The sequence below is a fragment of the Actinomadura soli genome, from assembly GCF_005889715.1.
In the GTDB taxonomy this organism is placed as follows: domain Bacteria; phylum Actinomycetota; class Actinomycetes; order Streptosporangiales; family Streptosporangiaceae; genus Spirillospora; species Spirillospora soli.
Genome location: NZ_VCKW01000233.1, coordinates 1 through 13,256, shown reverse-complemented (window position 1 = coordinate 13,256; position 13,256 = coordinate 1). Strand labels below are relative to the sequence as shown.

Genomic DNA, 13,256 nt, shown 5'->3' with positions numbered 1-13,256 from the left:
GGATGAGCGGAAGCAGCAGCCCCGCCCCCTCCCGGGTCGACTCCGCGGCCGGCTCGGGGGCCGGGGGCGGCGGCGGCGTCTCCAGCGGCCCGTTGGACGTCTTGTTGATCGCGTGCGCGGCGATGAGCGTCCGGACGGCGTCGACCGTCCCGCGGCAGGTGGGCGACCCGGTCGGCCGGCCGGGGCGTGCCGGGGACCCAAGGATCAGGGCGCGCCGCACCTCGGCGGGGCTCAGCCTCGGGTACCGGGACCGGACGAGCGCGGCGACGCCGGCGACCATCGCCGACGAGGCGCTCGTGCCCGTCCCGACGACGTAGCCGTTGCGCGCGTCGGCGCTGACGATGTCGACGCCGGGCGCGCAGACGGCGGCGTGGGAGCGCCGGTTGCTGTCCTTCCAGAGGCGCAGCTCGCGGTCGAGCGCGCCGACCGCGATCACTCCCGGGTAGGCGGCGGGGAAGTTCTTGCGGTTCGCGCCGGAGCCGTCGTTGCCCGCCGACGCGATCAGGATGACGCCCTTGCCCAGCGCGTACTTGATCGCGCTCTCCTGCGACGCGGTGCCGTCGTAGAACTGCCGGCCGCCGCCGAGGGACATGTTGATGATGTTCGCGCCGTTGTCGACCGCGTACCGGATGCCCTGGGCGACGGCGTCGCGTTCGGCGCCGCCCGCCTGCTGCTCGCCGTCGCCGCGCAGCGGGTCGTCGTTCTCCAGCGTGACGCGGACGGACAGCACGCGGCTCTGCGGCGCGACGCCCATCATCCCCTGCGACAGCCCCGGCCCGTGGCCGTGGCCGGAGATGATGCTCGCCATCGACGTCCCGTGCAGCCCCCAGTAGCGGGTGCCGGGACGCCGCACGCCGCCGGTGAGGTCGGGCCCGTTGACGACCTGTCCGGTGAGGTCGGGATGGCGCTGGTCGACGCCGGTGTCGAGGACGGCGATGGTGACGCCGCGTCCCTTGGAGAACTTCCATGCCTTCGCGGCGCGCAGCACCTCCAGGTGCCATTCGCGGGCGCGGATCTGGTCGGCCGCCGCGCCCAAGGGCGCTCCGGCGGAGGCGCCACTGACCGTCCGCTGCGCCGCGAGCCCGCCCGGGGCCGCCGGCTGCGCGGCGAACCCGCCTGGGGCGGTCGCCACCGGCACGGCCACCGCGGCGACGAGCGCCAGCACGGAGAGGGCCGAGGTCGTCCGGGCGCCGAGCCGGTGCGGTGACACGGCCGGCCGGGCACCCGCCGGACGGTGTCGACCGGCTTCGGACACGCCGCCGCACCTCCCCTCCCGGCATTTTGCCGCGCTCCACGGCGGGTTGACATTGTGCCACGCGAAACCCGTCCCGGCCGGGGCACTCGGCACATTAGGGAACGGTCCCGGACAGCACGCTTCTCACGCTCCGTCACACCACGACGTCAGGGCGCGCCCGCCCCGGTGAGCGCCCGCACGGAAAGATCGTCGTAGCGTTCGCGGTCGGCCTTCTCGCGTCCGAGCAGGGTTCCGGCGACCGCGCACGCGAACCCGACCGGGATCGCGACGATGCCCGGGTTCTCCAGCGGGAACAGGTGGAAGTCGATGGTCGCGGGGAACAGCGACAGGCTCTCGCCCGTCGCGGGGTCGGTCTTCCCCGACACGACGGGCGAGAAGAGCACCAGCACCAGCGAGCTGCTCAGCCCGCCGTAGATGCCGGCGACGACGCCCGCGGAGTTGAACCGGCGCCAGAACAGCGACAGCAGGATGGCCGGGAGGTTGGCGGCGGCGGCCATCGAGAACGCCAGCGCGACCAGGAACGCCACGTTCAGGTTCCGCGCGACGACCGCGAGGACGATGGCCAGCGCGCCGACGAGGAACGCCGCGAACCGCGCGACCGCCACCTCCTGCGACTCGCGCGGGCGGCCGAGCATCAGCACCTGCCCGAAGTAGTCGTGGGCCAGCGATGTGGACGACGCCAGCACGAGCCCCGACACGACGGCGAGGATCGTCGCGAACGCCACCGCGCCGACGAACGCGAGCAGGATGTCGCCGCCGATGTGGCCGCCGAGCTGCTCCCCGGCGGCGTGCGCGAGCTGCGGGACGGCGGTGTTGCCGGACGGGTCCTGCGCGACGATCTCGTCCCGTCCGACCAGGGCGGCCGCGCCGAAGCCCAGCAGCGGCGTCATCAGGTAGAAGACGCCGACGAGCCCGATCGACCACGACACCGACCGGCGGGCGGCCGGCCCGTCCGGGACGGTGAAGAACCGGTTGACGATGTGCGGCAGGCCCGCCGCGCCGAGCACCAGCGCGAGCGCGAGGCTGATGAAGTCGAGCTTGTTGACGATCGTCTGGTAGGCGTCGCCGGGGACGTCCTGCCCGTAGCGGAGGCCGGGGCGCAGGAACGCCTCGTCCTTGCCGCTCGCGTCCGCCGCCGATCCGAGCACGGCGCTGACGTCGAACCCGAACCTGCCGAGCACCAGCGCGGTCAGCACGACGGCGCCGGCGGTCAGCAGCGCCGACTTGATGATCTGCACCCACGTGGTGCCCTTCATCCCGCCGTAGGCCACATAGAAGATCATCAGCGTTCCCACGACGACGATCGTGACCGTCTCGGCGGCGTCCGCGGACATGCCGAGGAACCGTTCGCCCCGGTGGATGCCGAGCAGCAGCGACACCAGCGCCCCCGCCCCGACCATCTGCGCCAGCAGGTAGAACACCGAGACGGTGACGGTGGACACGGCCGCCGCCCGCCGCACCGGCGCCTGCCGCCGCACCCGCCGCGACAGGACGTCCCCCATCGTGAACCGGCCCGCGTTGCGCATCAGCTCGGCGAGCAGCAGTGCGAGGAGCCACGCCACCAGGAACCCGATCGAGTACAGGAACCCGTCATATCCGGACAGGGCGATGATCCCGGCGATGCCGAGGAACGACGCCGCCGACATGTAGTCGCCCGCGAGCGCGATCCCGTTCTGCGGGCCGGAGAACGTCCGTCCGCCGGCGTAGAAGTCGTCGGCGCCCCGCGTGTTGGCCCGCGCCCAGACCGTGATCCCCAAGGTGGTCACGATGAACGCGAGGAACAGCCCGAACACCAGCGCGGACCCCGTCACCGCAGCTCACCGGCCAGCGGATCGAGGCGCCGCCGCGCGTACGCGACGTACACGCCCGCCAGGACGAACGTCGAGACGAACTGCAGCGCGCCGAGCAGCAGCGCGACGTTGACGTGCCCCGCCACGGGCCGCGCCATGAACTCCCGGGCGAACGCGGCCAACCCGACGTACGCGAAATACCACCCGAGGAACACCACTCCGACGACAGCCGCGACCCGCCGGTATCTCCTCCTGAGCAACCGGAAAGCCTCATAGCCCGCGATCGGCGCGTACTGCCCCGGAGGAGCCCCCCGCTCGCTCCGTTCGCCCTGCTCGTCCCGCTCGTCCCGCTCGTCCCGCTCGCTTCCCGAGACCTTCGAGTCCCCCACCATCTGGCCTCCCCTAGACCCGACGTGACTCTCTGCAATTTTCCGATCGCTCTATGAGATCAAATCTTCACTCGCCCCAACCCCCATTTGCCGAGATGCATACCTCGGGCACCTCACCCCGGGTCCGTGCCGACCGCCTGGAGCACCTGCCGATGGAACCGGTCGACGGCGACGTCCACGCTGCGGACGAATCCCGTCTCGTCCGTCCCCCGCTTGGCGCCCATGCCGGTCGGCAGCGCGTCAGCCGGAACGACGTGACCTCCTCGCCGCCGCCCGGGACGAGCAGGCCGGGCTCGCTCCGCAGGTTCTTGAGCAGGTCGCACGGGCCCTCGGCACGTCCGTCCGTCAGCGCCTCGACGCGCAGTTCCTGCGGCGCTTCCGCCAACCGCCGCAGCAGCGACTGCACCCGCGTGAGCGCGCGAGCCCGGACGGCCGCGGGGACTTCGGCCGTCGTCTCGATCTGCCCCGTCCTCAGGTCCGCCCCGACGCGCACCGGCCAGGGCTACGAGACGGGTCTCGCCGGACTCGCCGGCGACTTCGGCATCAGCGTTGAGGACGGTGACGAGGCCGAGGATGCCGACGAGGGCGGAGAAGCCGAGCGACACGACGGGAGCGAGGGCGGCGAGGGCGGCGACGGCCACGGGGGCGAGAGCCGTGGGAACCAACGGGACGACGGTCAGACCGCAGCCGGAGACGAACCGGACCCCCCGATCGCCCGGAACCTCCAGCCACCGCCCCTGCGGTACAGCTCACCGAAGACGAAGGCGGTCTCGGACGAGGCGTCGCCGATGTCGAACCCGAGCAGGGCCGCGCCCCCGCTGTCGAAGAGCGTCAGGCCGACGTCGTCCAGATCGCCGAACGTGGCCCCGGCGTATCGGCTGGCCGTCACGACCACCCGTTCGACCTCCGGCGGAAAGGCGCCGAGATCCACCAGGATGCGGTCCTCGCTGCCGGCGCCGGTCGGCGACTTCCCCAATAACTGGACCGAACCGTCGGGGGTGGACGGCTGGTTGTAGAAGGCGAAGTCCTTGTCGTCGCGGACCTTGCCGGACGCCCCGACCAGGAGCGCGGCCACGTCCGCCTCGCCGCTCCCGGACGGGTCCGACCACCGCAGCGCCACGGTGACCGGCCCCATCGCCTCGGTCAGGTCGGCCAGCCCGACATTGGCCCCCTTGAGCATCTGCTGCACGTGCCACTCCCCATGTTGACCGGACATGTCTCATGTCGGCTGACATGCGTGGTTGGCCACTGTGATCGCGAGATCACAGCCGGGAGCCGGCTGGGTCCGAGGATGTCACCGGAGCGCGCGCGTCACGTCGGTCGCCGCGGAAAATGGCGGACTCCGGCCACGGAGCGTCGAGCCCTGATCGCGGACAGTCCGGCAGGCCGACCGGCCGGGGCGCATAGCCGGGCCGGACGGCGTCCATGGGCGGGCCGGGCGGCGTGTATGGGGATGTTCGTGCTGGTCGGGCGCGGGCTTATGAGTTTTGGGTGAGGCCGATGATGTTGCCGTCCGGGTCCTTCAGGACGGCGATCCGCTTGCCGCCGCCGACGTTCTTGACGTCCTGGACGGTCTCCGCCCCGGCCTCCAGCAGCGCCGTCATCGTCCCTTCGATGTCGTCGACGTGGTGGTAGGCGGTCGGGCCGTGGCGGTGGCCGTTCGGGTCCAGGCCGATGTGCTGGTCGCCGAGGTCGTAGCCCACGTAGTACGCCGCGTCGGCGGTCGGCTCGACACCGAGCAGGCGGCCGTACAGGGTCTTGGCCTTCGCCAGGTCCTGGACGGGGTAGATGATCGTCTTGACGCCCTCGTTCATGATCGCTCCTTGGCGGGTGGTCGCATGGGCCTGCCTGTGACGCCGGGCGACGGTCGTGGGGCGGCAGGCGCCGGGCGGCGAGCGGCGGGCGTTGGGTGGCGGGCGTTGGGGTCAGCGGGGTGAGCGGCGTTGCTGTTTGCGGCGGGCCCTGAAGCTCGCGACCAGCGCGACGCCGAGCATGGCGAGGCCGACCTGGAAGACCAGCTCGATCCAGTCGATGCCCCTGGTCGTGGACACGCCGACCGACTGGGCGATGGCCGTCCCGGCGATGGCGGCCGCGATGCCGACGAGCACGGTCAGGATGAGGCCGATGGGCTGGCGGCCGGGCAGGAGCAGGCGCCCGAGGGCACCGATGATCGCGCCGATGACGATCGCGCTGATGATGCCTGTGATGTTCATGCCGTCCCTGTGCCCATTCAGGACGAGCAGTCACATCGTCGCAGGCCGCACCGCATCCGGGGCGGAACGGGCGGCCGTGGTCAGTCGGCCGCGGGGGCCTGGTCGCCGCCCATGGAGCGCAGGTCGCCGAACGTCAGGGCCGGGCCGCGGAGCGCATCCGGACGCCTGGCGGAGGCGGCGGTGCGCAGGCCGTCGATGATCAGGTCGAGATGCCGGTGCGCCAGTTGCTCGGCGAGGTCGCGGGACATCGGGCCGGGCAGCGGACGGGACAGCCGCACGAGCAGCATCCCGATGTCCGCGTGCGTGATGTCGTCGCGCAGGTCGCCGTCCTCCTGGGCCGTGGCGACGAGCCCCTGCATGACGGCGACGCCGCCGTCCCGGACGGCCGCGATCTCGGCGTCGTCGAACGGGATCTCGTTGAGCAGGACGGGGAAGACCGCGCCGATCCGGATGTCCAGGACGCGGTGCAGGTAGCGGACCAGGGCGGCGAACGCGGTCGGCTCCTCGTCCCGGGCCAGCCGGGCCTCGTCGGCCGTGCGCTGCAGGGCGTCCAGCGCGACGGCCCTGGTCAGCGCGTTGCGGTCGGGGAACCGCCGGTACAGCGTCGCGATGCCGGTGCCCGCGCGGCGGGAGATGTCCTCCAGCGGGGCGCCCGGGCCCTGCTCGACGAACACCTCGGCGGCGGCGGCGAGGATCCGGTTGCGGTTGTCGCGCGCGTCCGCGCGGAGCGGACGTTCGGCGGTGTTCGGCTGCTGCCCCATGGGCTCAGCGTAGCAATCATCCGGAGGCAGAACCTCCAATTGTATTTAGTCACAAATCTTGACTATCAAGAACTGTGACTATAGCGTCGCTTTCGGAACGCACGCCGCCCTCGCGGTCCGGCCACCGGAAAGATCTTGAATTAAGTGGAGACAGATCCTCCGGCTCAATGCTACGGTGCGAACAAGTGGAGAAAAAACCTCCGGAAGGAAGGACGAGATCATGAATGCCTCGACCGCGACCCGCACCGACGACCTCCTCGTCATCGAGGCCACGGGGACGGCGGACGTCCGAGCCGCGATCCTCACGGCGCGTGACCGCGGGATGCCGCTCACCGTCCAGGCCACGGGGCACGGCACCCTTGTCCCGCCGGACGAGGGGCTGCTGCTCAAGACGTCCCGCATGGCTCGCGTGCTGGTCGACCCGTCCCGCCGCGTGGCCCGCGTCGGCCCCGGCGCCCGCTGGAGCGACGTCATCGCCGCCGCCGCGCCGCTCGGGCTCGCGCCGCTGTCGGGGTCGCACGCGTCGGTCGGCGTCGCCGGATACACGCTCGGCGGCGGCGTCGGCTGGCTGTCGCGGCGCTACGGGTTCGCCGCCGACCACCTGCTGCGCGCCGGGGTCGTCACCGCCGACGGGCGCGCGCTGACCGCCGACGCCGACCACCACGCCGACCTGTTCTGGGCGCTGCGCGGCGGCAGCGGCAACTTCGGCGTGGTCACCTCGCTGGAGTTCCGGCTGCACCCGGTTTCCACGGTTTACGCGGGGACGGCCGTGTTTCCCGCCGACCGGGCCGGCGACGTGCTCACCCGCTTCCGGGACGAGGCCGACGCCCGCCCCGACGAGCTGAGCGTCTCCATCGCCGTCACGGACCACGCCGAGCATGGACGCGTCGTCATCGTCCGCGGCGTCCACGCGGGTGCGGCGGACGAGGGCGCCCGGACCCTGCGGTCACTGTGTCAGGCCGGCGGCCCGCCGCTGCACCACGAATTCCGGACGATGCCGTACGCCGAGACCGACTCCCTCGGCGGCACCCCGCCCCACCACTTTCACCTGTACGCCGACCTGCCCGACCCGCTGATCGCCGCGATCGCCGGCAGCGGCGCGTCCGGTATCGAGATCCGGCACTGGGGCGGCGCGATGGCGCGTCCCGCCGCGGACGCCGGGCCGGTCGGCCACCGCGACGTCCCCTTCTCGCTCACCATCGACGGCTCCGCCGAGGACGCCGCGCCGCTGGCCGAGTACGCGACCGGCGGGTCGTTCCTGAACTTCCTGCACGACACGTCCAGGACGGCCACCGCCTACACCCCGGAGAACTTCCGGCGCCTGCGCGAGGTGAAGCGGACCTACGACCCACAGAACGTTTTCCACCGCAACCACAACATCAAGCCCGCCTGAACCACCTGAACCGCCGGAGACCGCTTGAAATGCGAGGTAACCGAAATGACCGCCACTCTCCCGTCCACGGCTCCCGTCCAGCGGCTCGACCGGAAACTCGTCGCGATCGGCGCGGTGGTAGTGCTCGGCGCGATCATGTCGATCGTCGACGCGACCGCCGTCAACGTCGCCACCCGTACGCTCGCCGAGGACTTCGGCGCGTCCATCACGACCGTCCAATGGGTCCTGACCGGTTACATGCTGGGCCTGGCGGGCGTCATCCCGGTGACCGGCTGGGCCACCGAGCGGTTCGGCGCCCGGCGCGTCTGGATCGCCGCGCTGCTGCTGTTCCTCGCCGGCTCCCTGCTGGCGGGCGCCGCCTGGTCGATGCCCAGCCTGATCGCGTTCCGCGTCGTGCAGGGCATCGGCGGCGGAATGATCATCCCGGTGGCGCAGACGATCCTGGCGCAGGCCGCCGGGCCCGAGCGGATGGGCCGCGTGATGGGCTTCATCGGCATGCCGATGCTGCTCGGCTCCGTCGCCGGACCGGTCGCCGGCGGCCTGATCATCTCGACCGCCGGCTGGCGGTGGATCTTCTTCGCCAACCTCCCCCTCGGCGTGATCGCCATCGTCGCCGCGCTCCGCCTGCTGCCGCGCTCGCCCTCGCGCCCGACGCGCCTGGACGTCCGCGGCCTGCTCCTGCTCTGCACAGGCGTGACCGCGTTCGTCTACGGCACCACCGAGGCGGGACGTCCCGGCGCCCTGGACGCGCCCCGCACCTGGGCCATCCTCGGCGCGGCGGCCGTGCTGATCGGGCTGTACGTCCTGCACGCCCGCAACCGGCAGGCGCTGATCGACATCTCGCTGTTCCGCAACCGCGCCTTCACGGCCGCCGCGGTCACGAACGTCGTGGTCGCCGTCGCGCTGTTCGGCGTCCTGGTGCTGCTGCCGCTGTACTGGCAGATCGTCCGGGGTCACGGCCCGCTCGCCACCGGGCTGCTGCTCGTCCCGCAGGCGGCGGGCGCCGCGGTCGCCATGCCCCTGGCCGGACGGCTGACCGACCGGCTCGGCGCCGGGGTGGTCGTCCCCACCGGGATCGTCCTCGGCCTGCTGGGCACGGCCGCCTACACGCAGATCCACGCGGCCACGTCACCCGTCCTGCTGGCCGCCGCGCTGTTCGTGATCGGCCTCGGCCTGGGCGCGACGATCATGCCGTCGATGGCGGCCGCCTACCAGGCCCTGCCCGGCCCGCTGATCCCGCGCGCGACCAGCGCGATCAACACCCTTCAGCGGATGGGCGCGTCCGTGGGCACCACCGCCCTGGCGGTGATCCTGCAGCACGAGATCACCGTCCGGTCCCCGCGGCTCGCCGGGTCGGCGCTGGCCCCGCTGCCGGACGAGGCACGCCTCCAGGTGGCGCCCTTGCTGGCCACCGCGTTCAGCCACGCCTTCTGGATCGCGCTGGTCATCGGGGCGATCGCGATCGTTCCCGCGCTGCTGCTGCCCCGGAAGTGACCGTCACCCTCCGCCCGGGCCGCACGATGCGCGGCCCGGGCATGCAGGCGGCGGTCCGGGGTTCGCGATGCGCCGCGGCAATCCGGGCCGGGGCTCGCGATGTGCGGCCGTCTTCGGGGGCCGGGTGGGGAACTATCTGCGTGACACGCGCATCGGGACGGGCCCGGCCGGACGGTAGGTGACCTCCGCCCGTCCGGGAACGGTCATTCCCGGCGCCAGATCGAGCCGGTGCGTACGGCTGATCGTCGCGAGCATCAGCGTCGCCTCCAGCATCGCGAAACCGGCGCCGACGCAAATGCGCTTGCCGCCGCCGAACGGCAGATACGCATATCTGGGACGCTCCGACTCCCCCATGAACCGCTCTGGCTGAAAGCCCTCTGGATTGGGCCAGAATTCCGCGTTCCGATGCAGCAGATAGGGCGGGACCGCCAGCGTCGACCCGGCCGGAATGCGCACTCCCGCGACGTCGTCGTCTTCGACCGCATCGCGTTCGATGGTCCATGCCGGAGGATAGAGCCGCATGGCCTCGGAAAGGACGGCCCGCGTCCAGGGGAGGCGATCGACGTCGTCTGCCTGCGGGTCCCTTCCGCCGAGAACCTCGTCGACTTCCCCCTCCAGGCGCTCCCGTGCCGCCGGATAGCGGGAAAGCAGCACGAATGTCCACGCCATGGAGGCGGCCGTCGTCTCGTGCCCGGCCAGCAGGAGCGTCAGAACCTCGTCGCGCAACTCGTCCTCGGAAAGGCCGCCGCTCTCTTTCAGCAGATCCAGCAGTTCCCCTCCGGACCCTTTGACGACCGTTTCGACCATTCCATCGAGATGCGCGATGCCGTCCTTCAGCCACGGCATACGCGTGTAGAGCCCGCGCCGCGCCGCCACGCGCGGCAGGAACGTGCCGATCTTCGCGGCCCGCTGGAGCGCCTCCAGCGACCGCCCGGTCCTGGCGGCTTCGCCTGCGAGCTCGCTGCCGAACAGCGCGCGTCCGACCACGTCCAAGGTGAGCCGCCGCAACTGCTCCGCCGCGTCCAGCAGCACGCCGTCAGGCCACCGCTCGACGGCCCCGCGGGTGCTCTCCACCATCTGCGGCGCGTACGCGACGATGTGCCGCTGCGCGAACACCGGCTGCACGAGCCGCCGATGCCGCCGCCACGTCTCGCCCTCGCTCGTCAGGAGCCCGTCCCCAAGGAAGACCCGCAGCGGACGGTACGTGAAAGCCTTCACATAGTTGGCCTGGTTCGCCACCAGGACGTGCTCGGCATGCTCAGGCCGGGACAGCAGAAAGAACGACCGCCGCATGCCGAACGGCACCTGAACCGCGTCCCCGTATCGCCGGGCCAGCGCGCCGTATGTCCCGAGCGGATCCCGCGCCATCCGCCCCCACCACTGAGCCGCCTCAACCCCCGCCCTAGGCCCGGCAACGCTCCGCTGATACGTCAGCAACCTCATGCCCCCACCGTAAATCCCCACCCCATACGCGGGCGATGCCTGCCAAGGCTCTGCACTGGTAAGCCAGAGAGGGGATCGTGTGGGCAAGGCGCACGGCGTTGTCCGGGTCCGCCAAGGCCATCTCCTCGGCGACCTTCTTCTGGGCGTTGTTCCGGTTCGCCGGCCTCCGGATACTGCGGGCGAGACGTTCGGCATCGCCTGGATCAATTCTTGCCAGTGCTTGGGCGGCGTCCTCAAGCACCGGGTCCGGATGGCTATCGGTGCGGGCAATTTGTTCGGCTTCCGCCAGCAGATCCCGGGCCCGCTCCACGTCCACCGCGATCAATGCGCTCGCGACCTGCATCAACGCCCGAGCCTGCCACCACGCTCGGGGGACGGTGCGCGCAAGTCGCTCGGCTTCGATGAGCAACCCGCGCGCCCGCTCGGCATTGCTCGCGGCCAGCGCGCGAGCGATCAGTGTCAGCGCCTGCGCTCGGCGGAGGCGGTGGCCGATGGTGAAGGCGAGGCGTTCGGCATCGTCCGGCTCCGACTCGGCCAGCACTGTGACGACCTCCCGCAAGGCCCGTCCCTGCGCGTAAGGCTCGGCGATCGTACGGGCAAGGCGCTCGGCACCCCCTGGATCCAGCCGGGTCAACACCCCGGCGACCCACGCCAGCGCTCGTTCCGGCTCGTCCAAGGACCCCGAGCGGACCACGTCTTCGGCTTGCGCCAGCAGATCCCGGGCCCGGCCTGCGTCCACGCCGGCCAACGCCCCGGCGACCTCCGTCAGCGCGTGGACGCGGTAGGCCGGATCGGCAATGCCCCAGGCAACGCGTTCGGCGTCCTCAGGATCCAGGTCGGCCAGGACCCCGACCACTGCCACGAGCGCTCGGCATCCGAGCAGCACCAGATCGGTGCGCGGGACGATGCGTTCGGCCTCGGCGAGCAGCTCGCGCGCCCGACCAGGATCCACCTTGACCAGCGCACCGGCGACGTCGGTGAACGCCTTTGCCTGGTAGAGGGGATCGGGAATCGTGCGGGCCACGCGCTCGGCCTCGGCCGGGTCCAGCCCGCTCAGTGCCGTGACGATCTCCCTGAGCGCCCAGGCCCGGAAACCGTGCGGATTTCCGACCGCCGGAGTGGTGATGGTCTGGGCGAGGCGCTCGGTATCGGCGAGCAATTGCCGGGCCCGGCCCAGACCGTCCCACGTCTCCTCACTCATCCGGGTTGCTCTGGGCGTTTCGGAAAACCGGAGGCTTCCCCAGCTGAATGGGGCTTCCTGGCCCGCCCACAGCCGGTCCCTCCGGCCATAGATCAGTAAGGTCAGCCGGGGTGAGCGGGGCGCGGTATGCGGCCTGGAGCACCTTTCGTGAAACGTCGGCATCCGCCTCGGCGAGAGCCGCGAACCAATCGAACCCGGCCGGATAGGACCACATGTAACTCCGGTGCTGGACATCGGCTCCGCGATCGGCGAGGTAGCGGGCGACGCTCTTGTCCGTCCACCATGGAACGGCCGTCCTCACGTAATCGGCGCACTCACCGACGGGCGCGCCGTCGTTAAGGGCCCGATGCACCTCCGCGAGGATGAGCTGGCTGTAATGGGACAGCCGGACGCGGGCGATCAGCACCTTGTCCTCGGGCAGAAGGAAAAGCGGCCACGCCTGGGCGATGCCTTCGCACATGACCTGCAACGGCGCATGAATGCTGAACAGCCGAACCCAGGGGACGTCCTCGGCCTCCGCCTGCGCGGTGAAGCCGGCGCTCTGCAGACCGTGGCCGAGCACCTCGTGCAGCGCGAACTGCCGGGCGCCTGTCTGGGTGAATTCGACGTTGGGGAGGTTGAGGCGCAGGCGGACGTCCTGCCCGGCTCCGTCCAGCCAGTAGGCCCAGTAGGCGTCCACGTCGGCGGTCTCGATCGTCAGGCGGTAGGGCGCGGTGCTGCCGGTGGCCTCGCGGACGACGGGCTCCAACTCCTCGGTGGCCTGGCGGATCGCGTCGGGGGCCTCGCTGACGTCCAGGAGCCCCTCGGCCTCCCGCAACTCGGCGTTGGTGCGGGCACCCCATCCGATGCCGAGATCAGCACACGCGTCCCGCGCCTGCTCAGCCCGCTCCACCAGGTACTCGTCCGGCCACCCGGCCGTGCCGCACCCCTGGGTCGCCCGGACGTAGTCGTCGAGAGGACGGCGTTCTCCGATGAGCGCGCCGAGATAGGCCAGATCAGCGTCAAGCCGAACCGCCAGCGCCCCCGTCGCACCGGCGCGCAGCTCGGTGAACCGGCGGTAGACGCTCAACCGGTCGGCGGCCGGCTCGGAGGCGTTCTGCCCCGGGGCACAGTCGAAATCGACGATGGGTGATCCACCGTGGCCGACCTCGTAGGCGTCCCAGGCCCGTATGAGGGTCTCGATCTCGTCGCGCAGGTTCATGGGGTACGTCCCGTCGGAGTGTGGAAGCTTGCCGATCATTCTCATCTCGACACCGCCCACCAAGTAGACCCAAACAAGGTCATCCTCGACAAACCCGCCAACACCCCCTTGTCCAC

Annotated in this window: 13 protein-coding genes; 2 read left to right on the top strand and 11 right to left on the bottom strand. The window is 71.5% G+C overall.

The window, feature by feature from the left end; all coding sequences use genetic code 11:
• From ETD83_RS32310 to ETD83_RS32265, 8 genes are all read right to left on the bottom strand, one after another.
• The coding region (locus tag ETD83_RS32310) for a S8 family peptidase (protein ID WP_138648996.1) at positions 1 to 1,255 on the bottom strand (1,255 nt) is incomplete at its 3' end.
• A 146-nt stretch (positions 1,256 to 1,401) separates the two neighbouring features.
• Positions 1,402 to 3,066, bottom strand: a complete 1,665-nt coding sequence (locus ETD83_RS32305; RefSeq protein ID WP_138648995.1) for a solute symporter family protein — start codon at positions 3,064 to 3,066, stop codon at positions 1,402 to 1,404.
• On the bottom strand, positions 3,063 to 3,437 hold the full coding sequence (locus ETD83_RS32300) for a DUF485 domain-containing protein (protein WP_138648994.1): 375 nt from the start codon (positions 3,435 to 3,437) through the stop codon (positions 3,063 to 3,065). Before ETD83_RS32300 ends, ETD83_RS32305 begins: the two co-directional genes overlap by 4 nt.
• 64 nt (positions 3,438 to 3,501) lie before the next feature.
• Positions 3,502 to 3,927: a hypothetical protein gene (locus ETD83_RS32295; protein ID WP_138648993.1), complete on the bottom strand. Its 426-nt coding sequence runs from the start codon at positions 3,925 to 3,927 to the stop codon at positions 3,502 to 3,504.
• A 183-nt stretch (positions 3,928 to 4,110) separates the two neighbouring features.
• Entirely contained in the window at positions 4,111 to 4,614 is a 504-nt protein-coding gene (locus ETD83_RS32280; RefSeq protein WP_138648998.1) for a TerD family protein, read from the bottom strand.
• 298 nt (positions 4,615 to 4,912) lie between these two features.
• Positions 4,913 to 5,248: a VOC family protein gene (locus ETD83_RS32275; protein WP_138648992.1), complete on the bottom strand. Its 336-nt coding sequence runs from the start codon at positions 5,246 to 5,248 to the stop codon at positions 4,913 to 4,915.
• Between the two features lie 111 nt (positions 5,249 to 5,359).
• Positions 5,360 to 5,647 carry a GlsB/YeaQ/YmgE family stress response membrane protein gene (locus ETD83_RS32270; RefSeq protein ID WP_138648991.1) on the bottom strand — a complete coding sequence of 96 codons (288 nt, stop codon included), beginning with the start codon at positions 5,645 to 5,647 and terminating at the stop codon, positions 5,360 to 5,362.
• 80 nt (positions 5,648 to 5,727) lie between these two features.
• On the bottom strand, positions 5,728 to 6,408 hold the full coding sequence (locus ETD83_RS32265) for a TetR/AcrR family transcriptional regulator (protein ID WP_138648990.1): 681 nt from the start codon (positions 6,406 to 6,408) through the stop codon (positions 5,728 to 5,730).
• A 220-nt stretch (positions 6,409 to 6,628) separates the two neighbouring features.
• Between ETD83_RS32265 and ETD83_RS32260 the strand changes: the two genes are divergently transcribed.
• Together ETD83_RS32260 and ETD83_RS32255 are read left to right on the top strand one after the other, a co-directional pair.
• On the top strand, positions 6,629 to 7,801 hold the full coding sequence (locus tag ETD83_RS32260) for an FAD-binding oxidoreductase (RefSeq protein WP_138648989.1): 1,173 nt from the start codon (positions 6,629 to 6,631) through the stop codon (positions 7,799 to 7,801).
• Between the two features lie 45 nt (positions 7,802 to 7,846).
• The gene (locus tag ETD83_RS32255; protein WP_138648988.1) at positions 7,847 to 9,295 is read left to right on the top strand and encodes a DHA2 family efflux MFS transporter permease subunit; all 1,449 of its coding nucleotides are present in this window, start codon (positions 7,847 to 7,849) and stop codon (positions 9,293 to 9,295) included.
• A 132-nt stretch (positions 9,296 to 9,427) separates the two neighbouring features.
• Here ETD83_RS32255 and ETD83_RS32250 read toward each other — a convergent pair whose 3' ends face one another.
• The 3 genes from ETD83_RS32250 to ETD83_RS32245 are packed head-to-tail and all read right to left on the bottom strand — an operon-like array spanning position 9,428 to position 13,140.
• A complete protein-coding gene (locus tag ETD83_RS32250; protein ID WP_171064560.1) occupies positions 9,428 to 10,663 on the bottom strand; it encodes a cytochrome P450 in 1,236 nt (411 codons plus the stop codon).
• Between the two features lie 34 nt (positions 10,664 to 10,697).
• Positions 10,698 to 11,939 carry a coiled-coil domain-containing protein gene (locus ETD83_RS42975; RefSeq protein WP_171064559.1) on the bottom strand — a complete coding sequence of 414 codons (1,242 nt, stop codon included), beginning with the start codon at positions 11,937 to 11,939 and terminating at the stop codon, positions 10,698 to 10,700.
• Positions 11,932 to 13,140 carry a hypothetical protein gene (locus tag ETD83_RS32245; protein WP_138648997.1) on the bottom strand — a complete coding sequence of 403 codons (1,209 nt, stop codon included), beginning with the start codon at positions 13,138 to 13,140 and terminating at the stop codon, positions 11,932 to 11,934. The genes ETD83_RS42975 and ETD83_RS32245 overlap by 8 nt, the downstream gene beginning before the upstream one ends.
• Positions 13,141 to 13,256 lie beyond the last annotated feature (116 nt).